The organism is Flavobacterium sp. PL02 (genome assembly GCF_035013205.1).
GTDB lineage: Bacteria > Bacteroidota > Bacteroidia > Flavobacteriales > Flavobacteriaceae > Flavobacterium.
This window is the reverse complement of the sequence record NZ_JAYGJP010000011.1, coordinates 1-25,380: the sequence shown is the minus strand read 5'-3', so window position 1 is coordinate 25,380 and position 25,380 is coordinate 1. Positions and strand designations below refer to the sequence as shown.

27 protein-coding genes are annotated in these 25,380 nt (G+C 32.1%); 7 read left to right on the top strand and 20 right to left on the bottom strand.

Translation table 11 applies throughout. The features are described 5' to 3' along the window. Positions 1–3: 3 nt before the first annotated feature. Complete coding sequence (locus SHI72_RS21340; RefSeq protein ID WP_205625790.1) at positions 4–1,512, top strand: flotillin family protein; 1,509 nt, start codon at positions 4–6, stop codon at positions 1,510–1,512. Positions 1,513–1,579: 67 nt separating this feature from the next. Here the strand turns inward: SHI72_RS21340 and SHI72_RS21335 are convergent, their stop codons facing one another. Genes SHI72_RS21335 through SHI72_RS21325 form a run of 3 tightly spaced genes read right to left on the bottom strand, consistent with a single transcriptional unit; the run spans position 1,580 to position 3,713 of the window. After that, positions 1,580–2,818 carry an RNA polymerase sigma factor gene (locus SHI72_RS21335; protein WP_323491401.1) on the bottom strand — a complete coding sequence of 413 codons (1,239 nt, stop codon included), beginning with the start codon at positions 2,816–2,818 and terminating at the stop codon, positions 1,580–1,582. A 52-nt stretch (positions 2,819–2,870) separates the two neighbouring features. After that, positions 2,871–3,224 (bottom strand): YciI family protein, encoded by a 354-nt coding sequence (locus tag SHI72_RS21330; protein WP_035617460.1) that lies wholly within the window; start codon positions 3,222–3,224, stop codon positions 2,871–2,873. 33 nt (positions 3,225–3,257) lie between these two features. Next, positions 3,258–3,713, bottom strand: a complete 456-nt coding sequence (locus SHI72_RS21325; RefSeq protein ID WP_039115462.1) for a carboxymuconolactone decarboxylase family protein — start codon at positions 3,711–3,713, stop codon at positions 3,258–3,260. A gap of 351 nt (positions 3,714–4,064) precedes the next feature. Here SHI72_RS21325 and SHI72_RS21320 point away from each other — a divergent pair, with 351 nt between their 5' ends. Both SHI72_RS21320 and SHI72_RS21315 read left to right on the top strand, forming a co-directional pair. After that, positions 4,065–4,442, top strand: coding sequence for a membrane lipoprotein lipid attachment site-containing protein (locus tag SHI72_RS21320; RefSeq protein ID WP_323491339.1), 378 nt, complete (start codon positions 4,065–4,067; stop codon positions 4,440–4,442). A 632-nt stretch (positions 4,443–5,074) separates the two neighbouring features. Continuing rightward, positions 5,075–5,446, top strand: a complete 372-nt coding sequence (locus tag SHI72_RS21315) for a VOC family protein (RefSeq protein WP_323491338.1) — start codon at positions 5,075–5,077, stop codon at positions 5,444–5,446. A 73-nt stretch (positions 5,447–5,519) separates the two neighbouring features. Here the strand turns inward: SHI72_RS21315 and SHI72_RS21310 are convergent, their stop codons facing one another. From SHI72_RS21310 to SHI72_RS21295, 4 genes are all read right to left on the bottom strand, one after another. Further along, positions 5,520–6,536 (bottom strand): type I restriction enzyme HsdR N-terminal domain-containing protein, encoded by a 1,017-nt coding sequence (locus tag SHI72_RS21310; protein WP_086895673.1) that lies wholly within the window; start codon positions 6,534–6,536, stop codon positions 5,520–5,522. 115 nt (positions 6,537–6,651) lie between these two features. Next, positions 6,652–7,611 carry a lipid A deacylase LpxR family protein gene (locus SHI72_RS21305; protein WP_323491337.1) on the bottom strand — a complete coding sequence of 320 codons (960 nt, stop codon included), beginning with the start codon at positions 7,609–7,611 and terminating at the stop codon, positions 6,652–6,654. Then, positions 7,586–8,383 carry a monofunctional biosynthetic peptidoglycan transglycosylase gene (gene mtgA / locus SHI72_RS21300; protein ID WP_039115465.1) on the bottom strand — a complete coding sequence of 266 codons (798 nt, stop codon included), beginning with the start codon at positions 8,381–8,383 and terminating at the stop codon, positions 7,586–7,588. The genes SHI72_RS21305 and mtgA overlap by 26 nt, the downstream gene beginning before the upstream one ends. Beyond that, on the bottom strand, positions 8,383–9,495 hold the full coding sequence (locus SHI72_RS21295; protein WP_323491336.1) for an FAD-dependent oxidoreductase: 1,113 nt from the start codon (positions 9,493–9,495) through the stop codon (positions 8,383–8,385). Before SHI72_RS21295 ends, mtgA begins: the two co-directional genes overlap by 1 nt. A gap of 312 nt (positions 9,496–9,807) precedes the next feature. On the opposite strand from SHI72_RS21295, the gene SHI72_RS21290 reads away from it, so the two are divergent. After that, positions 9,808–11,709: a S9 family peptidase gene (locus SHI72_RS21290; RefSeq protein WP_323491335.1), complete on the top strand. Its 1,902-nt coding sequence runs from the start codon at positions 9,808–9,810 to the stop codon at positions 11,707–11,709. Between the two features lie 47 nt (positions 11,710–11,756). Beyond that, a complete protein-coding gene (locus tag SHI72_RS21285; RefSeq protein ID WP_323491334.1) occupies positions 11,757–14,207 on the top strand; it encodes an ATP-binding protein in 2,451 nt (816 codons plus the stop codon). Here SHI72_RS21285 and SHI72_RS21280 read toward each other — a convergent pair. From SHI72_RS21280 to pdxA, 12 genes are all read right to left on the bottom strand, one after another. Then, complete coding sequence (locus tag SHI72_RS21280) at positions 14,204–15,535, bottom strand: sigma-54 dependent transcriptional regulator (RefSeq protein WP_323491333.1); 1,332 nt, start codon at positions 15,533–15,535, stop codon at positions 14,204–14,206. The two genes, SHI72_RS21285 and SHI72_RS21280, sit on opposite strands and share 4 nt — an antisense overlap. A gap of 123 nt (positions 15,536–15,658) precedes the next feature. Continuing rightward, positions 15,659–15,955 carry a hypothetical protein gene (locus SHI72_RS21275; protein ID WP_039115472.1) on the bottom strand — a complete coding sequence of 99 codons (297 nt, stop codon included), beginning with the start codon at positions 15,953–15,955 and terminating at the stop codon, positions 15,659–15,661. A gap of 33 nt (positions 15,956–15,988) precedes the next feature. Beyond that, positions 15,989–16,285, bottom strand: coding sequence for a hypothetical protein (locus SHI72_RS21270; protein WP_039115474.1), 297 nt, complete (start codon positions 16,283–16,285; stop codon positions 15,989–15,991). 48 nt (positions 16,286–16,333) lie between these two features. Further along, complete coding sequence (locus SHI72_RS21265) at positions 16,334–16,630, bottom strand: hypothetical protein (RefSeq protein ID WP_035617491.1); 297 nt, start codon at positions 16,628–16,630, stop codon at positions 16,334–16,336. 56 nt (positions 16,631–16,686) lie between these two features. Then, positions 16,687–16,983, bottom strand: coding sequence for a hypothetical protein (locus SHI72_RS21260; protein ID WP_035617491.1), 297 nt, complete (start codon positions 16,981–16,983; stop codon positions 16,687–16,689). Positions 16,984–17,039: 56 nt separating this feature from the next. Further along, complete coding sequence (locus tag SHI72_RS21255) at positions 17,040–17,336, bottom strand: hypothetical protein (protein WP_086895680.1); 297 nt, start codon at positions 17,334–17,336, stop codon at positions 17,040–17,042. Between the two features lie 261 nt (positions 17,337–17,597). Beyond that, positions 17,598–18,944: an acetyl-CoA carboxylase biotin carboxylase subunit gene (gene accC / locus SHI72_RS21250; protein ID WP_039113095.1), complete on the bottom strand. Its 1,347-nt coding sequence runs from the start codon at positions 18,942–18,944 to the stop codon at positions 17,598–17,600. A gap of 89 nt (positions 18,945–19,033) precedes the next feature. Next, entirely contained in the window at positions 19,034–19,513 is a 480-nt protein-coding gene (accB, locus tag SHI72_RS21245) for an acetyl-CoA carboxylase biotin carboxyl carrier protein (protein WP_035617503.1), read from the bottom strand. A gap of 22 nt (positions 19,514–19,535) precedes the next feature. Beyond that, positions 19,536–20,534: a beta-ketoacyl-ACP synthase III gene (locus SHI72_RS21240; protein ID WP_323491332.1), complete on the bottom strand. Its 999-nt coding sequence runs from the start codon at positions 20,532–20,534 to the stop codon at positions 19,536–19,538. A 172-nt stretch (positions 20,535–20,706) separates the two neighbouring features. Continuing rightward, complete coding sequence (gene rpmF / locus SHI72_RS21235; protein ID WP_007137315.1) at positions 20,707–20,901, bottom strand: 50S ribosomal protein L32; 195 nt, start codon at positions 20,899–20,901, stop codon at positions 20,707–20,709. Between the two features lie 9 nt (positions 20,902–20,910). Beyond that, on the bottom strand, positions 20,911–21,453 hold the full coding sequence (locus tag SHI72_RS21230) for a YceD family protein (protein ID WP_039113097.1): 543 nt from the start codon (positions 21,451–21,453) through the stop codon (positions 20,911–20,913). A 107-nt stretch (positions 21,454–21,560) separates the two neighbouring features. Further along, positions 21,561–22,610, bottom strand: a complete 1,050-nt coding sequence (gene pdxA / locus SHI72_RS21225) for a 4-hydroxythreonine-4-phosphate dehydrogenase PdxA (RefSeq protein WP_039113098.1) — start codon at positions 22,608–22,610, stop codon at positions 21,561–21,563. Between the two features lie 58 nt (positions 22,611–22,668). Between pdxA and SHI72_RS21220 the strand changes: the two genes are divergently transcribed. Beyond that, positions 22,669–23,256, top strand: a complete 588-nt coding sequence (locus SHI72_RS21220) for a riboflavin synthase (protein WP_323491331.1) — start codon at positions 22,669–22,671, stop codon at positions 23,254–23,256. Positions 23,257–23,286: 30 nt separating this feature from the next. On the opposite strand, the gene SHI72_RS21215 is transcribed toward SHI72_RS21220, so the two are convergent. After that, a complete protein-coding gene (locus SHI72_RS21215; RefSeq protein WP_323491330.1) occupies positions 23,287–23,514 on the bottom strand; it encodes a hypothetical protein in 228 nt (75 codons plus the stop codon). Positions 23,515–23,973: 459 nt separating this feature from the next. Here SHI72_RS21215 and SHI72_RS21210 point away from each other — a divergent pair, with 459 nt between their 5' ends. Continuing rightward, positions 23,974–25,299 carry a cytochrome P450 gene (locus tag SHI72_RS21210; protein ID WP_323491329.1) on the top strand — a complete coding sequence of 442 codons (1,326 nt, stop codon included), beginning with the start codon at positions 23,974–23,976 and terminating at the stop codon, positions 25,297–25,299. Positions 25,300–25,380: the final 81 nt, after the last annotated feature.

Genomic DNA, 25,380 nt, shown 5'->3' with positions numbered 1-25,380 from the left:
ATGATGACACCAATGATAATCATAGTCGTTGCAGCTGTAGTTTTATTTGCAACAATCTCAGCATTAGTATCGAGATACAAACGTTGCCCATCTGACAAAATATTAGTCATTTACGGGCGTACTGGAGGTACATCAGCAAAATGTGTTCACGGTGGAGGTGCTTTTATCTGGCCAGTAATCCAAGACTATGCATTCTTAGACTTAAAACCTTTATCAATCGAGGCAAACTTAACAAATGCTTTAAGCCGCCAGAACATTAGAGTAGATGTTCCTTGTCGTTTTACAATTGCTATTTCTACCGAATCTGATAGTATGAATACTGCAGCAGAAAGACTTTTAGGATTATCATCTGAACAAATTCAGGAATTAGCCAAAGATATTTTGTTTGGTCAATTACGTTTGGTAATTGCAACAATGACTATTGAGGAAATTAACTCTGACCGTGATAAATTCCTTGACAACATTTCTAAAAACGTTGATAGTGAACTGAAAAAAATCGGTTTAAAATTAATCAACGTAAACGTTACCGACATTAAAGATGAATCAGGTTATATTGAAGCATTAGGAAAAGAAGCTGCCGCAAAAGCAATTAACGAAGCCAAAATTAGTGTCGCTGAACAAGAAAAAATAGGAGAAACAGGAAAAGCACTAGCCGATAGAGAAAAAGACACTCAAATAGCCGAAACTCACAGAGATAGAGATGTAAAGATTGCTATTACCCAAAAAGACAGAGAAATTAGTATTGCAACTGCTGCAAAAGATGAAACCATTGGAAAAGCAGAAGCAGACAGAGATACCAGAGTTAAAACATCAGAGGCTAATGCGATTGCTATTGAGGGAGAAAACCAAGCAAGAATTGCTATTGCAAATTCAGAAGCACTTCGTAGAGAAAAAGAAGCGGAATCACTACGTATTGCAATTACTGCCGAAAAAGTACAACAAGCAAAAGCTCTGGAAGAATCTTATGTAGCAGAACAAATAGCCGAATTAGCACGTTCAGAAAGAGAACGTTCTACACAAATTGCAAACATTGTAATTCCTGCCGAAATTGCTAAACAAAGAGCCATTATCGAAGCACAAGCTGCTGCAGAAACGATAAGAGAAAATGCAAAAGGAGAAGCAGATGCGATTTTTGCTAAAATGGAAGCTGAAGCAAAAGGCCTTTTTGAGATTTTAACGAAACAAGCAGAAGGTTACAAAGAAGTTGTGGCTGCAGCTGGTGGAGATCCAAGTAAAGCATTCCAATTACTGTTATTAGAAAAACTACCAGAACTAGTAAGAATACAAGTTGAGGCTGTTAAAAATATTAAAATTGATAAAATTACTGTTTGGGATTCTGGCAGCGGACAAAATGAAAACGGTAATTCATCTACCGCAAACTTTGTTTCTGGGATGATGAAAACTGTTCCTCCTTTAAACGACTTGTTTAATATGGCAGGATTAAATTTACCAACATATTTAAAAGGAATAGACAGTCCTGAAGAACATTTAGACAAAAAGAACGAAGACTAAAATCGTGTATATTTAAAAATAATAGGGTTCCACTTTAATTAAAGCGGAACCCTATTTAATTTTATTATTATTCTGAAATAATAAGTCTATCTATATTTTTAATAATTGTCGATTTATCTGCTGTTGTATTGGCTAGTTTTAAAGCTATTTTAAAATGTTGCAACGCTTTCTCATTATCGATATCTGTGTATAGATTACCTAATAATGAATAGTAAAAATGATTATCGGAGAGATTTAATTTTTCTGCTTCTTGTATCGCTACGGTTTTTCCACTAGTTTTTGCCAAAGCATAAGTTCTGTTTAAAGCTGCAATTGGCGAATATTCCAGAATCAATAAACTATTATATAATTGCAGAATATTCTCCCATTTTTCGGCTGTATCTTCTTTATGCGTATGCCAATACCCTATTCCTGCCTCAAGATGATATTTTGATATTTTATTTCCAGTTGAGGATTTACTTAAATACTCTTCACCTTTATTTATTAATTCTTTGTTCCAGAGAGTTTCATCTTGATCTTCATATAAAATCGTTTCGCCATTTTCGTTCATTCTAGCTTCAAATCTCGAAGAGTGAAAACACATCAACGCAAATAAAGCATTTACCGCTGGTTTATTGGTCCCTTCGTTTTCGATAAGTAAGTAACACAATCGCATTGCTTCGACGCAAAGGTCTTTACGCAAAATCGTATTCTGGGAAGTCGAATAATATCCTTCAGAAAACAATAAATATATGGTTGTTAAAACAGTATCTAATCTTTTATCAATCTCATTTAAAGAGGGTTGTTCAATTTTTATTTGCTCCGTTTTTAGCTTGTCTTTCGCTCGATTTATACGTTTATAAATAACCTCTTTATTAGTCAAAAAAGCGTCCGCAATCTCTTGGATTCCAAAACCACAAAGCAAATTTAGCGCAAGCGCAACCTGCGATTCAGACGAAATACAAGGGTCACAAACCGTAAAAATCATAGCAAGCTGACTATCTATAATATTTTTGCTAGATAAATCTATCTCGATTTCTTCGGCTTTAGGAGCATTATGTTTTATTTCTACCGAAAGTTTTTGCTCAAAAAGAGCATCACGTTTTAAATAATTTTTTGTCTTATTTTTGGCAACCGTATAAAGCCAAGCAGTCGGATTATCGGGAATCCCTTTTAAACTCCACAATTCGGTAGCCGAAAGAAATGTATCACTCACAATATCTTCGGCAATTTCGATATGATTAATCCCAAATAAATAACAGAGCACCGAAACTATTTTTCGATACTCTGTTCTAAATAAATGTGGTAAAAGCTGATTGTCTTCCATAAAATAAAATCCTGATGCTTTCATAAAATACAAAAGCATTTTTCATTTTTAGTTAATGACCCTCAAAAACAACAGCCATTCGTATTTCTACATTTCCGCCCCATAAAAGGATTGGGCAACCTTTGGCAACTTCTACTGCCTCGTCATAATTAGCTACTTTAATCATAATTAAACCACCTATTGCTTCTTTAATTTCTACAAAAGGTCCATTAGTTACATTATTATTTTGCTTCACAACTCTACCTTCACCATCCCAGCGTTGTAGTGGTCTAGCCAATTTATCCTGAGCAGCGATTCCGCCTAACCAATCTTGCCATAATTTAATTGATGATTGCATTTCTTCTGGCGAAGGCTGAATTTCTTTGGTTATGCTATCTCTTCTAAATATCAATACAAATTCTTCCATTTCTTATTATTTTACTATTATTGAATCGTTTAATTAACCTCCAAATTGTCCAACCTGATAGGTACCTACTCCATATGGAAATGCAAGATTAATACGATTCCAAGTATTGATTGTTGTAATTGCCATCGTTAAATCGATTAAATCTTCATCTGAAAATTGACTTTTCACTTCGTTGTAAACTGAATCTGGCACTTCACATTTTGTTAATGCTTCAGCCCAGGCCAGTGCTGCTCTTTCTCTCTCAGTATAATACGGAGTCTCACGCCAAGCACTCAAACCATATATACGTTGCTCTGTTTCTCCTTTGGCACGCAAATCTTTAGAATGCATATCCAGACAATAAGCACAACCATTAATTTGTGATACTCTAAAGTAAACTAATTCTAATAGCATTTCTTCTACTGCCGATTTTTTTAAATATGCTCCAATTCCAAAAAGTGGTTTTAATGCGCTTTGTCCTTTTTCCTGAATGTTAATTCTTGATTCCATTTTGTTTAAATTTTTAATTGTTATACCCTAATAACAATCGAACTTTCAGAATTGGACATATTAAATAAAATATTTTTCATTTATTTTTAAAATAAAAACCAATCAACTGAAATACAATTATTTATATCTTAAAATTATTTTAATATTTCTGTTAAAAAAACTAAGTTAAGAAAATAAATACTCTGTTTTCTAATTATTGCAAACAAAGCTTCTTGTTCTAAATCTTGATAAAACAAGAGTTAAAACGTAGTTAATGCTTAATAAATGGTACGTTTTTTGAATTTAAGGAGCAATATAACAAAACATAGCCTCTTGTTATATTTCCATTATTTAATCTTTTAATTATTATACATGAAAAAAATTATTCTATTATTTAGTTTAATGCTTATTATTACTTCTTGCTCATCTAACGATGAAGATACTTATGGCATTTTTAATCCCCCTAACTGGATTCAAGGAACTTGGAAAGAGGAAACTTCTGGAGCAATATTAACTTTTACATCACGTGATATAAAATATACCACAACAGGTGATTCTTTTTCTTTTAGCAAACAAACAACCAAGTTCTCTAATACATTACCACAAGAAATATCTTCTAGCCCAAATTTATATGTATCTGATTTTTCTCAAGGTAAAGAAGGTTCCATAATCCGATTTAACTTTGTAAAAACATCCGATACAAAAATGGAATCAAAAGGACATCTGCCTGGAAATTACATAAAACAATAAGTATCTAGAAATTCTTGCTCAAATAAAAGTGAGTTCAAAACCGTAAATTATTTTTAAATTAAATGATTTACGGTTTTTTATGTCCACTAGTACAAATTCACAAACAACTCCTTGTGATTTTTATTACAAAAACACGATTTTATTACAGTAAGTTGTGTTTTTTAAGTAAAAAGATAAAAATAACACTGTAACACTGTAACAATTAGTTTCTATAGTAGTCTTATGAAATATAGTTACACAAAACACAAACTACTCAATATAAATCGACTGAGTATTGATATAAAAATTTATTTGTTTTTTTATGATATAACATTTTTAAATATTTCTGAATTAGTACGTAGAAATTAAATACAAATTAAAAATGTTCCAGAAAAGACAGATATAAAGCCGTAATCGCTCTTATGTGATTGCGGCTTATTTTTTTAAGAAGCAGAAGGTTTCATTTTTAAAAGACCTATTTCCCGCTGTACACTATATCTTTTTATCCGCAAAAAGACGGATAAAAAGGATGTCGTTTCCATCAGGGCTAGATTAGAGGTTTTAGATTTTACAAGAACTTTTTTTTGATATTGATAGCGGATACAAATTGCAAATCTGGACTATCTAATTTAACTTTACTTAAAAATAGTTGTATGAAAATTCATTTCTGGCTTTATAGTTCTAATCTCGAAGCTTCTTTTGATTTTTATCAAAAAGTTTTTGATCTCAAAACCGAAACCTTTACTAACAAAGCAAAAACCTTCTTTGCACCGATTAACAGTCATGTCGAATTAAAAATAAGTACCTTACAAAAACCTATTAATGAAGGAAATATAGAAATATATGAAGCATCGGTAGACCAATTATACGACACACTTATAAAAAACCAACTCCCTCAAAGCAATGAATCTGATATAGAAAAATTACCTGCAGGCACATTTTCAGGTCCATGGGATTTTCCTGGTGGAAAAGTACTTTTCCTAAAAGATCCTGATAATCACTTTATTGCTTTTATGGAATGGTAAATAAACAATAGTGATTTATTTAATCCGCTGTACGAAGTCTCCTGACTTCGTACTCACTCTAATTTATTTTTATTTATTCTATCAAAGAAAGTGTTCTATTAGTTAATTCATTTTTATATTTCAAAACATCATCAATGCTCGTTAGCAGATACTCATTATTTTCAATAAGAATCTTCATTTTTGAATCATTAAAAACCAACTTACAAATCACTTTTTTGACATTATCATCAATACTAATATTAAAGAAGCTTTTAAAATCTCTATAAAAAATTCTTTCATTTGGAATTTTTTTATTTTGAATAAGTAATGTTCTTATTGTATGATATGCTTGAATTTCAGATTCAGTTGTAATAATTCCACCAGTATTGGAGTTTGATTCAGCAATGACTTTTTTATCATAAAGAGATTTTAATAAAGATGAATTAATCATACTTATCATTTTACCTTGAGTATCGTCATTGAATTTAGTTTTAAAATTCATATTTCTATGAATAATTTTCAATAAATCCTTTGAAGGAGCAATCAATTCTTTTAATAGACTATTTTCAAAATCTTCGACAAAAACTGCTTCTTGTGCAGTTTTAATAATTTCATTAATAACAACATACCTCTTATCAAACTTAATTAGCGTCTCTAAATCTCTATCTGAATAATTAGATAAGTTAAAAACAAAAAAAGGCTTATTATCAATTACATTTGGCTGCAAAACATCTGAATAAAATCTATATTCGATTCCATTTGTCAATACCGCAATTCTTGAATTTTTAGTATTATTAAAATACCCGTTTAGCTGACCCGCTTCTTTATCACTTAATCTACTATTATACTTTTTTGCCTCTACTAAAATTGTATCTTTCTTATTTAGCAAAATAGCATAATCAATTTTTTGACTTATGCGTTCACCAAAATCAGCATTGTATTCTGGTATTAAATCATTCGAAACAAAGTTTAACATTTCGAAAAATGGTTCAATTAAAAATTTACGTGTTTGAGCTTCATTAGTACACAATTCAATTGCATCGCTAATTTTAAAATTCTCAAGAGTTTTTTTTAATTGATTAATAGATTGTTTAGGTATGTTTGTAGTCATTTATAGGTTATTTTCTTAGTTAGATTTTTCAAAACAAAGTCTAATCTAATCAAAATAAATCAATTCCTAATTTTTTTAAAAAGATAAACTCAAAATATCATTAAGAAAATAAGTCCTACTTCAACAAATACCCAAATCGAATAGAACCGTAAAAATACCCCGTATTGGTATTATAAGGGTCTCCCTTTAATTCTTTGCCACGATAAATAAAAGAATAAGACATATTAAAATTATTGTGGCGGTATTTTAAACCAAACTCTGCATTAAAACGAAGCGGTTGTAGGTCAAAAGTTATTGGACTTGAATTGTTAAACATACTACCCTGAATCGTAGCATCATAAAATTGATAATTAACGCTTGGCATTGCGTAAAAGTAAAACTCTCTAATATTGAATTGTGGTTCGAAACTTACTGAAGCATCATGCAAATTAGAGTCATAAATTGAGAGTAATCTCTTAAAACCAATTCGAGTTAATAATCCTGTAGAAACTCCCGTAAAAATAGTCCCAAGATTTGCTTCAGACTGAAAATGAAGATCAATAAAATCATTGTATTTCGTTGGGAATAATTTCTTAGAATACATAACATGCGCCTGCACGGCAAAAGCATTACTAAGCTGATTTTCCCAACCATAAACATTTTTATACCCTATTAAATGGTGGAAACTTTCCTGGGTTTCTTTCCCTAAAGCATTTGGGCCCATAAAACCTAACTGAAAATCTGTCTTTAAAACCGATTCGCTTTGATAAAAAAAACTTCGACCTGCTTCAACAAAAAGATATCCTGTAAAAGGACGGTCATTTTTATCAACAGCCGATTGATTAATAAATCTTGGATTATAGATATATTGTCCAAGACGAAATTCTGTAATTTTCTTGTTTATCTTTTCGTTGTCATTCTTAGATAAAAAACGGTAGAAAAGCTCTAAACCATTTGTATAATACATGTCATTTTTAGACGATGTATATAAATCATTATCGGTAATCAATCCAATCTCACTGGTTCTACTTTGGGCAAAAACAAAAGTGGTTGCTAAAATAAACAGAATACTAAGTCCCTTTTTTGGTACCATCATAATTAATTTTACCAACGCTACGCATTACTTTAACAATCTTATTTTTTCTTTTATTAATATAACTAGATGACCCAGTTGCTTTAAATTTTCGTGGATTTGGCAAGATAGCTGCAATTCCCGCAGCTTGTATAGGTGTAAGACTCTTTGCGCTCTTACGGTACCAATGTTGCGCTGCAGCCTCGGCTCCATAAACACCATCGCCCATTTCGATACTATTAAGATATACCTCCATAATACGTTCTTTTCCCCAAACCAATTCGATTAAAACTGTAAAATAAGCTTCTAGCCCTTTACGGAAATAGCTTTTCCCTTGCCATAAAAATACATTTTTGGCAGTTTGTTGCGATATCGTACTTCCTCCTCTTATTCTTCTACCGCGTTCGTTACTTTTATATGCTTTTTGCAATGCCTTAAAGTCAAAACCATTGTGTGTTAAGAAAGTTCCATCTTCACTTGCAATAACTGCTTTTTGCAAGTTCATCGATAAATTTTCTATTGGTTCCCAATCGTGACTAAAATAATTTTCTTTGCCTGCCAACTTATTTTCAATACCACGAATTACCATTAAAGGCGTAAAGGGCACAGGAACATATTTAAAGAAAACTACAAAAAATATTGAAAGCCCAAAGAACCATAAAAGTAGCTTAAAAAAGAAACGAGCAATTTTGCTCCCAAACGAGCGATTTTTCTTTTTCGCTGCTGGTTTTGCTTTACTTGGTGTTGTTTTTTTTGGTGCCGGTTTTTTTGGTGCCGGTTTTTTGGTTACTGCCATTATATTAAATCTGCTAATTCTGTTCCTATTAAACTTCCTATTGCTACTCCCATTCCTCCTAATCGAACGCCGCAATATACATTTTCTGATAATTGAGTTACAATAGGGTTTTTACTATTTCCTACTCCCATTATCCCGCTCCATCTATGAGCGATATCTGTTTTTTGATTTGGTAAAATTACATTTTTCAACAAATCTTCCAATTTATTTTGTATTATTTCTGTGTTCCCAAATTCAGTGGTAGTTTCTGTCTCAAAATCCAGGTTTCGTCCTCCTCCCAATAAAATCCTATTACCCACATTTCTAAAATAATAATACCCTCTATCTAAATGAAATGTGCCTTTAATTTCTAAATCAGGAATTGGTTCGGTAATTAAAACCTGTGCTCTGGCAGGTTTAACTCCACCGTTTGTAAGTGTATTAGCAAATCCATTGGTAGCAAAAAGAATTTTATTTGTAGTAAAAGTAAAATCCTTCAACATTATTTCGACATTCTTCCCTGTATCCAAATAGGAAGTTACTGTTTGTTGATTCAAGATTAAAATATCAGCTTCAATTGCTTCTTTTAGCAATGCCTGCATCATATTACCAGTATCAATTTGTCCTTCAAAAGGATTAAAAACTAAATACTCATGAATACCTTTAAACTCAAAACGATCTATTTCTTTAGCAAAAACATCTGTTTTAAAAAGTGGTCTGAGAATTTCATTTACAAAAGATAATTTGCTTGAACATTCGTCATATCCATTTTCATCTTCCTTTAAGAATAATTCATATCCTCCATAAGGCTTAAAATCGATTGCATAATCTCCTAAACGTTTACGTAATAATTGTAGCCCTCTCCAGCGTTTTTCGATAAGCTGGATTACATCTTCTTCGGTATGTGTTTTTAAATCTTCAATTATTTCCGAAAGACTTCCGAAGCAAGCAAAACCAGCATTCTTGGTACTGGCTCCTTGTGGCAACATTCCTTTCTCGAGAATCAAAATTTTAGCTTTCGGAAATTTTTCGCGTAAGCGCAATCCTGCATGCAAACCTACAATTCCACTACCTACAATGGTGAAATCTACATTTGTAAACCAATTTTTAAGTTCCCAATAGCTTAATTCCATTTCGATATTTTTTATAAAAATAATGTTTTCTGAGCACTTACGATACAAGTTAAATTTATTTTCAAGCCACAGATTAAAGCGACTATTAAACATTTAAAAATATTTTTCACCATTAAGAAATTAAGTTTCATTAAGTAGCAAAGCTTAATTTCTCTTAATTTCTTAATGGTATTATTAAAATGAAAATCTTTATGGTCACTTTAATCTGTAGTTAACTTTATAATTTATTTAAGACTATCGGCGACACACTATAGCCAGCTTGATGGAATTAATTTTGTACTTTTAAAACCTTAAAATTTTTAGATTAAATTTATGAAAAAAGTACTATTTACAACCTTAGTAATGATGAGTTTAAGCACCATGGCACAGAATGTAATGTCACCAGAATTATTGTGGAAATTAGGAAGAGTTACAGCACTTGGACTTTCAAAAGATGGAAAAAACGTTGTTTACAAGGTTACAACACCATCTATTGCCGAAAATAATTCGACATCTAAATATTATACTTTACCTGTAAATGGTGGAAATGCAACCGAAATTTCAGATACAAAAACCATTTTGGCAGATAAAAACATTTCGCCAGACGGGAAATTTTTAGTGTATAATGAAGAAGTAAAAATCGATAAAGTTTTAGGGAAAGATTTTTACCCTAATCTGGATAAATCTGATGCTCAAATATACAATGGTCTGGATTACCGTCATTGGGATACTTGGAATGAAGGTAAATTTAATCATGTTTTTTACAAAGAAAACAAAGATGGAGCCGTTGGAATTGATATTTTAAAAGGAGAAACTTTTGATAGTCCGCAAAAACCTTTTGGTGGAGACGAAGATTATATCTGGTCACCTGATGGTAAAAGTATCTTGTATGTAAGCAAGAAAAAAGCTGGAACTCAATATGCTATTTCTACCAATACTGATATTTACGAGTACAATCTTGAAACTGGTAAAACAACAAACAAAACCGAAGGAAATTTAGGTTACGATATGGCACCACAATTTTCACCAACCGGAAACCTAACTTGGTTACAAATGAAGCGTGATGGTTATGAGGCTGATAAAAACGACATTATTGTTGATTTTAAAGGTATGAAAATGAACCTAACCGCTAATTGGGACGGAACTGTTGATAGCTTTACGTGGAGCAAAGACGGTAAAAAAGTATTTTTTACAGCTCCTATAGATGGTACAAAACAATTATTTGAAGTAAACTTTCCTGGATTAACTAAAATTGCTATAAAAGTACTTCAAATTACAAATGGTAATTATGATGTAAATGATATCGTTGGTTTTGTAGGTGATAATATCATTGTAACAAGATCGGATATGAATCATGCAAACGAGATTTTTTCTTTCAATTTAAAGAAAAACACTTGGGAACAATTATCAAATGTAAATACAGCTACTTACAGTACTTTAACTTTAAGCAAAACCGAAAGACGTTATGTTACTACAACTGATGGCAAAAAAATGTTGGTTTGGGTAATCTTACCTCCAAATTTTGATGCTTCAAAAAAATATCCAACTCTTTTATATTGCCAAGGCGGACCTCAATCTGCTTTAACACAATCGTATTCTTTCCGTTGGAATTTTTCATTAATGGCTGCCAAAGGTTATGTTGTTGTTGCTCCTAACCGCCGCGGAATGCCAGGTCATGGTGTAGAATGGAACGAACAAATTAGTAAAGATTGGGGCGGACAGGTTATGGACGATTACTTATCGGCTATTGATGATGTTGCCAAAGAAAACTATGTAGACAAAACTCGTTTAGGTTGCGTAGGAGCAAGTTATGGTGGTTATTCTGTTTTCTATTTAGCTGGAATCCACAAGAACCGTTTCAAAACTTTTATCGCTCATGATGGTGTTTTCAACACGCAAAGTATGTTTGGAACTACTGAAGAAGTTTTCTTTAACAACTGGGATTTTGGTGGTGCATACTGGGAAAAAGACAATGCAATTGCTCAAAAAACATACACTACTTTTAACCCCATAAACCATGTTGATAAATGGAATAAACCAATCTTGATTATTCAGGGTGGAAAAGATTTCCGTGTACCAATTGGACAATCTCAAGAAGCATTTCAAGCTGCTCAATTGCGCGGTATAAAAAGTAGATTATTGTATTTCCCTGAAGAAAATCACTGGGTTTTAAAACCTCAAAATGCTCAAGTTTGGCAAAGTGAATTCTTTAAATGGTTAAACGAGACCCTATAATTAAAATTTAAAAACACATCTCATACTAATTATTTCAACCATACAATATGGAAAGTAAGAAGAGTTACATTCCGCTTAAAGTTTTTATAAGCTACATTGCATTAGCTTCGCTTGTAATTAGTGTGGGGTGGGTTTTATATTCAGAAAATGTCAGTTATTCGAAAATAGAAAGCAAAATTGCTTTTGAAAAAACTAAAATTTTAAAAGTTAGTCAGCTTTTTTCGAATGTATACAAAACCGAAAGTCTTGCCCGAAAGACAATTCAGTCTAATTCGGAATCAGACTTTGAACATTACATTAGAGAATCGGATTCTTTACGAATTCGAATTGATTCTATAAAAAAAATTGTTACTACACAATCACAAATTGTTCTACTAGATAGCGTAAATTATTTATTGGCAGAAAAGACCAAAAATATTCGTCAATTAAAAACCATCAAAAACAAGGCTAATGATGAAGTTACGGTAAACAATGCCATTGACGAATTAACAAAACTGGAATTTTCATTACGTAAATTACAACTTGAAGATTTTACCAAAAACCCAGGACAACTGGGGAGCTATCAGCGTAATGTACTGCAAAAATATGTTGATTATCTCAACCAAAATATCCCAGATGACAGTACAAATACGTTAAGTAAAAAAGCATCTGATTCGATTTTATCTACATCCAAAAAATTATTAAGTTCTGTAAAAAGAGAAACTGAAAAGAAAAAAGAATCTCTAAATTATCAGGAGAATAAACTACTTAAAAATGAGATTTTAATATCCGAACAACTCCGAAAAGTATTGCGAATTATTGAGCGGGAAATCATAATTAACTCGATAAAATACAATACGGATAAAGAAAAATCATTAAAAAAAATCAATCAAATTGTAACTGGAGCAGCCGTTGTTGGTTTATTGCTTACAGTCTTTTTCTCTATACTTATTGCCAGTGATTATTCTAAAACACAGCTGTATAAGAAGCAATTAGAAATTGCCAATTTTAAGACCAAAAACCTCCTAAAAAGTCGTGAGCAACTTATCTCTACGGTAAGTCACGATTTAAAAACCCCTTTGAGTACAATTGTAGGTTATACTGAGCTTTTGGGCAATTCTGACTTAAACACGAAGCAATCGTATTTTATTAAGAATATCAAAAATTCATCTGAATACATTTCGCAATTAGTACAGGATTTGCTAGATTTTTCTCAAATCGAAGCTGGGAAAATTGCAATTGAGAAAAAACCTTTCTTGCTTCCTGAAATTATAACTGATGTTGCTAAAAACATTCAATCTGTTTATAAGCAAAAAGATATAGAACTTATAATTAAAACCGATGAGAGATTAAACCAAAGAGTAATTGGAGATTCGTTTCGATTAAAACAAATCTTAAGCAATATCATCGGGAATGCTTATAAATTTACCGAAGAAGGATTTATAAAAATCGATGCTACAATTAATCATAATGGAGAATTTGTTTTTATTAAGATAGAAGATTCAGGTATTGGGATTGAGAAAAAAAACCAAAATCTTGTGTTTGAAGAATTTGCTCAGGCAAATGAAGGCATTGAAAAAAAATATGGTGGAACTGGTCTGGGACTTGCTATATCTAAAAAAATAGCAACTCTTTTGGGTGGTGATTTACATCTAAAAAGCGTTTTTGGAAAAGGAAGCACTTTTGAAATTCAACTTCCTTTAGTTTTCGACACTAACACAGAATCAGAACTAGAAGAAACAAATAAAGAGCCTCACATCGCACCTATTATCACGGCCAAAACCGCAATTGTAATAGATGATGATAGTAATTTATTAGGTTTAACTTCTGAGGTTCTAAAACAGCATAATTACACGGTTCTAGCTTTTGGCAATGCCAATGAAGCGCTAAAAACGATTGAGAACACTGCTTTTGATTTTATTTTAACCGATATTCAAATGCCAGAAATTGATGGATTTCAGTTTTTAGAAAAGCTAAAAGAAACCAACAATTCTCAATATAAAAACCAACCTATAATTGCTTTAACAGGAAGAGACGATTTAGATCTGAAAGTTTATACTGATGCAGGATTTACAACTGTTGTAAAAAAACCATACTCGCCTAAAGTATTACTACAAACAATACTTTCACTTTTTGATAATTCAACCGAAATCACTCCCGAAGATGATGAAAGCAATAATACTAATTTAGAAAAAGGATTCTCTCTTGACTCTTTAAAATCATTTTTAACCAATGACAAAGAAGCACTGCGAGAGGTAATTAAAACTTTCATAAAAACAACAAAAGATAACTTAGTCATTTTAGAAAAAAGTATTACAGAGAAAGATAGCATGGAAATAAGTGCTATTGCACATAGAATTGCTCCAATGTTTAAACAAATTCAAGCTTCGGAAATCAGCAAAATTTTAGATAATCTAGAGCAAAAGAAATACCCTGACACCGATTTAGAAACAATTTTCACTACATTAAAAACGAAGATTAGTTCGCTACTTTTAATTCTGGAAAAAGAAATAACTTAATCTATATCGTATTGTTTCAGCTTATTATATAATGTTTTTCGGGTAATCTTAAGCATTTTTGCAGCTTCAGATTTATTGTTTTTCGCTTTTGCTAAAGCATGAATAATAGCCTCTTTTTCATTTTCAGATAATGAGAAATCATTTGGAACTTGTTTCTGAACCTGAAAAAATTCAACTGGCAATACAGTACTTTCTATAAAATCTCCTTGTGATAAAAGCGTTGCTCTCTTTACACAATTTTGAAGTTCTCTTAAGTTTCCTGGCCACCTATATTTCTGAAAAATAGTAATTACTTCATCCGAAAAACCAATAATATTTTTGTTCAATTGATCATTTGCTTTTTCAAGAAAGAAATCTGCAAAAAGCATTAAATCTTCTTCTCTATCAATCAATGAAGGTGAATGTATAGAGAACTCATTAATTCGGTGGTATAAATCTTCACGAAAATCTCCCTTTTTTACAGCTTCTCGCAAATCTTCGTTGGTCGCAGTTACAATACGTATATCAACATCAATTTCTTTATTACTACCTACAGGTTTTATCTTTCGTTCTTGTAAGGCTCTTAAAAGTTGAATTTGGTTTTCATACGAAAGATTCCCTATTTCATCCAGAAATATTGTTCCCCCATTTGCCGCTTCAAAATAACCTATTTTATCAGTTACTGCTCCTGTAAAAGAACCTTTTAAATGTCCGAAAAACTCACTTGCAGCCAATTCTTTTGGTATTGCACCACAATCTACCGCAATAAAACTATTGCCTTTCCTAGGGCTTTGTTCATGGATACTCTTGGCAATGATTTCTTTTCCTGTACCGCTTTCGCCAATAATTAAAACTGACATATTGGTTGGACTTACTAACTCGATATGTTCTGCTAATTTTTTTGAAGCTTTAGAAATTCCTTTTACAAATTCAAATTCACTAGATTTTTTTTGAACTTTAGCTTTTTGTTCTTTCTCAGGAAGATCGGGTGAAGTTTGCAAAGCATTTGCAATTACAAGTAAAACTTCTTCTGGATTAAATGGTTTTGAAATATAATCTGCAGCGCCATTTTTTATTGCTTTTACAGCAGTATTTACATCTGAATATCCTGTCATTAAAATAACTGGAATTTCAGGATACATTTTTTTAAATTCAGACATCAATCCAATTCCATCAGAATCAGGAAGTCTTAAGTCTGTAATAATAAGATCAAAAGATTCTTCTTTAATTATATTTCGTGCTTCGGCTGCAGAAAAAGCAGTCACAACTGTATATGATTTTTTTGTTAGAAATTTATCTAACAATTTACAAAACGAAATATCATCTTCTATTAATAAAATCTTTGGCATTAGTGTTTGGGCTTTTCATGCTAAAATAAGACTAAAATAATTGTATTCTCATAAAATTTTGCAAAAAAAAAGAGATTGCAGATGCAATCTCTTTTTAAAAAAACCTAAACTAATCTACCTAAATTATATTTTTATCCAATTGCCATTGACATCTGAATAGACAGTAGCCTTTTGGTCACCAACTGAAATTTCTAATTTATATTCTTTCTTTTCATTCACATATGCCTTATCAAGTTTCGCATCCGGATAAGCCTTTTGTAAAGCTGTTTTTACCGGTACCGGTACTACATCTACGCTAACTTCTGTGTAACCATCTTGCACTGTTACAACTTTAGCAACTGGCTCTGTAGTTGTTATAGTTGCTGCGTAAATTGACAAACTCCCAAAAACAACTGCTGCGGATAAGATTAACTTTTTCATAATGATATATGTTTTAATTTATTTGGCTTATAATTACTTCTTAATCAAATTTCCTGATGCATCAGAGAAAATAGTATACTTTTTATCACCATGAGCGATTTCTAGTTTATACACATTTTTCTCATTTTTGTATGCTTTTTCAAGTTTTGCTCCTGGAAAAGATTTTTCCAGAGTAGCTTTTACCTCTGCAGGAAGTGCATCTGCTCCAATTTCTGTGTATTCGTCTTGAATACTAATTACTTTTACTGTTGGTTCTGTACTCGCTACAGTTGCAGCATTAACTGATAAACCACCTAATACGATTGCTGCTGATAAGATTAACTTTTTCATAATAATAGATTTTAATGTTTTTAATTTATTTTAAACCACTAAGTTAGATTATTTTTTAATCCAGTTTCCAGTAGCGTCTGCAAAAAGATTTCCTACTTTATCACCTACAGTAACATCTAGTTTGTATTCTTTGTTTGCATTTACATATGCTTTATTAAGTACTGCATCTGGATATGCTTTTTTCAAAGCTGCAGTAATAGCTGCTGGCAATTCTTCGATTTTTACTTCTGTGTATTCTTCTTGAACGGATGTAGTTTTAACATCTAAAACTGAAGTTGGTAAAGTTGTTGCAAATGAAGATAAACTTCCTAATACGATTGCGGCTGATAAGATTAACTTTTTCATAATGATATATTTTTAATGTTTTTATTCTATTTTGGGTTTATAGTTTCTAGATTGAATTATTTTTTAATCCAATTTCCTGTAGCATCAGCAAAAAGATTTCCTACTTTATCTCCTACAGTAACATCTAGTTTGTATTCTTTGTTTGCATTTACATATGCTTTATTAAGAACTGCATCTGGATATGCTTTTTTCAAAGCTGCTGTGATAGCTGCTGGCAATTCTTCGATTTTTACTTCTGTGTATTCTTCTTGAACTGATGTAGTTTTAACATCTAAAACTGAAGTTGGTAAAGTTGTTGCAAATGAAGATAAACTTCCTAATACGATTGCGGCTGATAAGATTAACTTTTTCATAATGATATATTTTTAATGTTTTTATTTTATTTTGGGTTTATAGTTTCTAGATTAAATTATTTTTTAATCCAATTTCCTGTAGCATCAGCAAAAAGATTTCCTACTTTATCTCCTACAGTAACATCTAGTTTGTACTCTTTGTTAGCATTTACATATGCTTTATTAAGTACTGCATCTGGATATGCTTTTTTCAAGGCTGCAGTAATAGCTGCTGGCAATTCTTCGATTTTTACTTCTGTGTATTCTTCTTGAACTGATGTAGTTTTAACATCTATAACTGAAGTTGGTAAAGTTGTTGCAAATGAAGATAAACTTCCTAATACGATTGCGGCTGATAAGATTAACTTTTTCATAATAATAGATTTTAAATTATTTGTATTGTTTTTACACTTCAGATAAAGAAATTATTATGCCGCAAAATTCAACGAACCACAAAACAAGCCAATTAACTAATTATCAGTTATTTAAACAAAACAAATTATATTCTACCCAGTTACAAAGTGTGTAAACTGGATAAAAAGTGTGTAAAAAGTATACACAGATTCATTAGAAAAGAGCAGAAACAAAAAAAGCCTCACATTGCTGTGAGGCTTTTACAATAATATAGTAATGTTTTATTCTGGATCTTTCATTTTAAATGTATCCATAAAAGCAGTTGTATAATCTCCTGCAATATAACGTGGATCATCCATTAATTGTCTATGGAAAGGAATTGTAGTTTTTACTCCTTCGATTACAAATTCATCCAAAGCTCTTCTCATCTTGCTAATTGCTTCTTCACGAGATTGTGCAGTAGTAATTAATTTAGCAATCATAGAATCATAGTTTGGCGGAATGCTATATCCTGAGTACACGTGAGTATCTAAACGTACACCGTGACCTCCTGGCATATGAAGCGTAGTAATTTTTCCTGGTGAAGGGCGAAAATCATTATAAGGATCTTCAGCATTAATACGACATTCTATAGCGTGTAATTGTGGCAAGTAATTTTTTCCAGAGATTGGAATTCCAGCTGCCACCATAATTTGCTCACGGATCAAGTCATAATCAATAACTTGTTCTGTAATCGGGTGCTCAACCTGAATACGCGTATTCATCTCCATGAAGTAGAAATTTCTGTGTTTATCTACCAAGAATTCTACTGTTCCAGCTCCTTCATACTTAATAAATTCAGCAGCTTTTACAGCAGCTTCACCCATTTTTTCACGCAATTCATCTGTCATGAATGGCGAAGGAGTTTCTTCAGTTAATTTTTGGTGACGACGTTGTACAGAACAATCTCTTTCAGAAAGGTGACATGCTTTACCGTAAGCATCACCAACAATCTGAATTTCGATATGACGTGGTTCCTCGATTAATTTTTCAAGGTACATTCCGTCATTACCAAAAGCAGCTAATGATTCTTGACGAGCACTATCCCAAGCTTTTTGAAGTTCTTCAGCTTTCCAAACAGCTCTCATACCTTTTCCACCACCACCGGCAGTAGCTTTAAGCATTACTGGATAACCAAATTCTTCAGCTAATTTTTGTGTTTGTTCGAATGATTCTAATAAACCATCTGAACCTGGTACACAAGGAACTCCTGCTTCTTTCATTGTAGCTTTAGCAGAAGCTTTATCCCCCATTCTGTCAATCATTTCAGGAGCAGCACCAATAAATTTGATACCATGTTCCTGACATATTTTAGAAAACTTTGAATTCTCAGAAAGAAATCCGTATCCCGGATGTATTGCATCTGCATTAGTAATTTCGGCAGCAGCAATAATATTTGACATTTTCAAATACGATAAGTTACTCGGAGGTGGACCTATACAAACCGCTTCATCTGCAAATTTAACATGCAAACTTTCAGCATCGGCTGTAGAATAAACTGCAACAGTTTTAATCCCCATTTCCTTACATGTACGAATTACACGAAGTGCAATTTCCCCTCTATTCGCAATTAATATTTTTTTAAACATCTTTTTAAAATTAGATAATTAGATAATTAGATAGTTTGATCATTAGATTATAGAAAATTTCTAAAACCCAAAATCTAAAATCTAAATTTTTATGATGGATCTACTAAAAACAATGGTTGATCAAACTCAACTGGAGACATATCGTCTACTAAAATCTTAACAATTTTACCAGAAACTTCAGATTCAATTTCATTGAATAATTTCATTGCTTCAATAACGCAAAGAACATCTCCTTTTGCAATTGTTGAACCTACCTCTGCGAAAGCTGGTTTGTCTGGTGAAGGTTTTCTATAAAAAGTTCCAATAATTGGAGATTTTATAGTGATAAATTTAGAATTTTCAGCTGCTGCTGGAGCTTCTGTATTTGTTACTACTGGAATAGCCTGTGGTACTACAGCTTGTGGTAACGTTGCTTGAGTAGGCAATTGTTGAACATACGTGGTTTCTGTTACATTACCCTCTAAAGTTGTTCTAATGGTGATTTTAACATCGTCCATCTCCAACTTTACTTCAGCAACTCCCGAATTTGCTACAAATTTGATTAGGTTTTGAATTTCTTTTAAATCCATAATATTCGTTTTTAGTTTAAATTTATTTTTTATCGTAAGCCCATTTTAGGTAAATAGATCCCCAAGTGAATCCACCTCCAAAAGCGGCAAAAATAATGTTATCTCCTTTTTTGAATAAATGCTCAAAATCGCTAAGTACCAATGGTAATGTAGCCGAAGTTGTATTTCCGTATCTTTCGATGTTCATTAATACTTTTGAGTCTTCTAAATTCATTCTGTGTGCAGTAGCATCTATAATACGCTTATTTGCCTGATGTGGAACTAACCAATTTACGTCTTGATTTGTTAAGTTATTTCTCTTAAGAATCAATTCGCTTGAATCAGCCATATTGGTAACAGCATATTTAAATACTGTTTTCCCATCTTGAATAATATTATGTCTATTATTTTGAACTGTTTCTAAAGTAGTTGGGATTAAAGAACCACCTGCTGGTATTTTTAAGAAATCACGCCCTACTCCATCACTACGCAAGTATTCGTCTTGCAAGCCTAAACCTTCGTAATTTGGTTCAAATAATACTGCTCCTGCTCCATCTCCAAAAATAATACAAGTTGATCTGTCTGTATAATCTACTATCGAAGACATTTTATCTGCTCCTATTAGTACTACTTTTTTATATCTTCCTGATTGAATGTATGCTGCAGCTGTAGACATTCCGTAAAGGAAACTAGAACAAGCTGCTTGTAAATCGTATGCGAATGCATTTGTTGCGCCTATTTCTGTAGCAACATAAACTCCTGTAGAAGCTACTGGCATATCTGCTGTAGCGGTTGCCATTATTATCATATCAATCTCCAGAGGATCAATATTAGCTTTGGCTATTAAATCTTGTGCTGCTTTTATGGCAAGGAATGAGGTTCCTTTATCAGTATCTTTAAGAATTCTTCTTTCTTTTATTCCGGTGCGGGTAGTAATCCATTCATCGTTGGTATCTACCATAGTTTCTAAGACTTTGTTTGAAAGTACAAAGTCTGGAACATAAGCTCCAACAGCGGTTATTGCGGCTGTGATTGTATTCATTATATTCAATTATTTCCTTCCAAATACTGGTATTTGAAAAATTTTTAAAAGACTTGAAAATTACAAAAAAAATTCTAAACGTAATGTCTTAATTTTCTTAAATAAAGAAAATTATTACTAACAAAAAAAACTCTCACATAGTGAGAGTTCTAATATCATTTACAAAAATGTATTAAGCAACAGCTACAGATTTATCTATAACAACTTGCCCTCTGTAGTACATTTTCCCTTCATGCCAGTAAGCTCTGTGGTATAAATGTGCTTCTCCAGTAATAGGACATGTAGCGATTTGAGCTACAGTAGCTTTATAATGTGTTCTTCTCTTATCTCTTCTTGTTTTCGAGATTTTTCTCTTAGGATGTGCCATTTTACTATATTATTTATCCGTTAATAGTTTCTTTAATTTGTCCCAACGAGGGTCAATATCTTCTTCTTTTGTACTCTCTACTTTTTGTTCTTTTATAGTTAACTCATTCAGCTTATCCAAAGCTTCCGTTTTCAAACTTCCGTCTTTAATTCCTGGATGAATTCTTTTTAGAGGAACCGAAAGTGCAATCATTTCATAGATATATTGTGCTATATCTATTTCGAATTCACCATAAGGCAGAATAAGCAATTCTTCATTGTCATTATTAAAAGCTTCTCCAAAACGCACTATCAACTTCATATTACCCTTTAATGGTAAATCAAAATCTTCGCTTGTTAAGTCACATGGTACATTTACCGTACCCTTGTGTTTGAAACCCAACTCTAACATGTTGCTTTTCTTCTCTAAAACTACATTTACCTTGATATCAGAATTTTGAAATTCTTCATAATCAAAGTTCTCAAAGAACACATTATTTATTTGATACTCAAAATGGTGTTTCCCTAACTTTAATCCTACGAAAGGAATTAAATATTCTTTTGTCTTGCTCATTTCAACATCATTTTTCCTAATTCATATTCTGAACCACAGAAGTCTGAATCGGGGTGCAAAGATATAAAATTATTGTAAAACTAATAATCTTATTCACCTTTTTTTGTTTATAACTGTTTTTCTTTTATTTTAAGAGGTTTTTTGCTAATCTCCTCATATTGATTACGAGAGCGAAATATGTCTATTGCCAAATAAACAGCCTCTTTAAATGAATTGTAATCTGCAACGTCTTTCCCTGCAATATCATAAGCTGTACCGTGATCCGGCGAGGTTCTCACCTTGTTTAAACCAGCCGTATAATTAACTCCTTTACCAAACGCTAGTGTTTTAAAAGGAATCAATCCCTGATCATGATATGTAGCTACAATTGCATCATATTTTTCATATTGACCACTTCCAAAAAAACCATCTGCAGGAAAAGGTCCAAAAACCAATGTCCCTTTATCAAATATTTTCTTTAATGTCGGCTTTAAAATCGCATCATCTTCTTTACCAATTACACCACCATCTCCACAATGCGGATTAACTCCTAAAACTGCAATTTTCGGTTTATTGATACTAAAATCCTGAATCAATGATTGTTTAATCGTTTGGATTTTACGCTCTATTAATTCTTCTGTAAGATGCGATGCAACCTCACTTAACGGAATATGATCTGTTAACAAACCAACTCTTAGATTATCCTGAACCATCATCATCAAGGCATTACCCTCTAACTCCTGATCTAAATAATCTGTATGCCCAGGAAATTTAAACGTTTCCGATTGAATATTATATTTATTGATAGGTGCAGTTACCAAAACATCCACAATTCCTTCTTTTAAAGCTTTAGTAGCTGCAACAAAAGACTTTATTGCATACTCCCCTACTTTATCATCATTAGCCCCCAGATTAATATCAATCCCTTCTCTCCAAAGATTAAAAACATTAATTTTTCCTGGCAAAATCTGATCTAATTTATCAATTCCATGCAACATTACCGATGAAGTAAAATTCTTTTTGATAAAAGAGAGAATTTTTACATTTGCAAAAATAACTGGTGTACACAGCTCAAGCATCCGAGAATCTTCGAATGTTTTAAGAACAACTTCGCTTCCAATACCGTTTAAATCTCCTATTGAAATTCCAACGATTATATTTTCTGCATTTTTTATCATGACCTCAGGTTATTTATTACTAATTTTGATGTGCAAATTTAGTAAAATAAAATAAGAAATGTTTACAGGAATCATAGAAACCCTTGGCAAAGTAACCGAAATAAGAAAAGACAGAGACAATCTTCATATAACTGTAGATTCTACAATCACAAACGAACTTAAAATAGACCAAAGCGTATCCCATAATGGTATTTGCTTAACTATTGTAAATACACAGGACTCACTCTACACCGTTACAGCCATCGCTGAAACAATACAAAAGACAAATATTGGAGATTGGAAAACTGGTGATATTATCAATCTAGAAAGAGGCATGAAACTAAGCGATCGTCTTGATGGACACATTGTACAAGGCCACGTAGATCAAACAGGAAACTGTATTGCAATAGAAGAAGCGAACGGTAGCTGGAATTACACCTTCGAATATGACGAAAACCTGAATAATATTACAATCGAAAAAGGGTCAATTACCGTAAACGGAGTTAGCTTAACCGTTGTAAACTCTAAGAAAAACCAATTTAGCGTATCGATAATCCCTTATACTTTTGAGAATACTAATTTCAAAGATTTTAAAGTTGGAACTAAAATAAATCTAGAGTTTGATGTAATCGGGAAATATGTATCAAGATTATACAAAAACAACTAAAAAAAAGTATTAATAAACAAAAAACTCCAGCTATGCTGGAGTTTTTTGTTTTGATTTATGTTTATATATACTATATATCCCGAACGATAATGCCCCTACAAGCAAAAATACCAGATTTTCATCGATAGGTGTAGGTGGTCCTATTGGTCCTGCTGGCCCTTTTTGCGGAGGCCCCGGCGGAGTCGAACCTGCCAAAACAGTAACAACATTAAACATGAAGAAAAAAACCATTAAAAACTTACTTGAAATAATTTTCATATAAAAATATTAGCTACCTGAGTTCAACACAATAAATAAAGGAAATCCGTTTTTTTTATTAAATCTTGCAATGAAAAAACTCAAAACAAAATTGCTGGACAAATGTATAAATTTAATAGAAAGCTGCAATACCTTAATAAAAAAAGCTTAAACAAATTCTAAAAAACACAACAATTATCACCAAAAAAAAACACAACCACCTGACTATAAGTTATTTTACTTCTTATCACATCCATACAATTCAGTATTTAATAAACTAAAAATCCTACACAAAAAAAACATTACCAAGACATAAGCTAAAACTCAAAAACCGCTCTTCATTATCAAATTCTTATTTACTTCAGAAGTACAAAAATAATTAATTTACTAAAAATCAATGCTTTAATTTAAAATTGAGCGATTTTTCCTTATTTTTATAATGAGTTTCACCCAAACACAACTCCTTTAAAAATACCTACTATGAAAAATCCCGTTATCAACAACAAGATTGACTTTACCAAAAACCAAAGCACTTGTCCTTATGCTACGAAATCAAATGTTCCATTTGATTTTTACGACGAATCATTTATTACAAATCCTGAATTAACGTTTCAAAAACTAAGAAACATTGCTCCAATTCAGCAAATCACATTAGATGACGACTTCCCTATCTGGTTAATTTCCAGATACGAAGACATAACAAGCGTGTTACGAGATCCTAGATTTATTAAATCTCCTGACAACTTAAGAATATCAACCAACGAACCTTTAAAAGGCAAAACAGAAAAAAATACCTCAGCTTACATACTCCGAAGATGGCACATGCTTGCCAAAGACCCCCCGCAGCACACTCGATTAAGAGACTTTTCCAAAAAAGCATTTACTCCAAAAATAATTAAAGAAATGCGTTCTCGAATTCAACAAATTACTGATGAACTAATAGACAACATCTACAACACCCGAAAAATAGATTTTATTGATGATTTTGCATACCAATTACCCATTATCGTAATTTCAGAATTACTAGGCCTCCCGATCGAGGATCGAGAAAAAATCAGAAATTGGTCCGACATCTTAATTGAAATTCAGGTAACCGAGAAAAATAAACAATCTATCAATGAAAACTCACAAGCCTTTACCGATTATTTAAAAAATGTTTTTGCTTTACGCAGAAAAATCCCTGGAAACGATCTAATTAGCAGTTTTTTAAAGCTAGAAGAAACTGAGGATCATATGACTGAAGACGAACTTTATGCTACAATCTTCTTACTCATAATTGCTGGACACGAAACCACCGTTAACCTAATTAGCAACGGAATGCATGCTTTACTTACTCATCCAGAACAGTTGAATCTATTAAAAAACAACCCTCATTTAATTCACTCAGCAGTCGAAGAAATACTAAGATATAATGGACCAGTGCTAACCTCAACATTGCGATTAGCCTCAGTAGACATCATTATTAACAACATCAAAATTAAAAAAGGAGAAGGCGTGCTAGCATTATTATCTTCTGCAAATCAAGACGAAACCCAATTTGACACCCCTTTAAGATTTGACATTACACGTAAACCATCCCAGCACCTTGCTTTCGGTTACGGAATCCATTTTTGTATTGGAGCTCCTTTAGCGCGTTTAGAATGCGAAATAGCCTTAAATACCATCTTAAAACGTTTACCAAACATAAAACTCGATACTGAATCCAATCTCCCCAAATGGAGAGCTAGCACAATTGTACGAGGATTAAAAAATTTTCCTGTTGTTTTTTGGATCAAGAACAAAACCTGGGGAGGAATGTCAAAATAAAATAAGAACTTTGTAATCTAAGAATTTGAGATGACTCCTATAGACCTTTTAAAATTTATGCTGCCTGATTTTTTAGTAGAA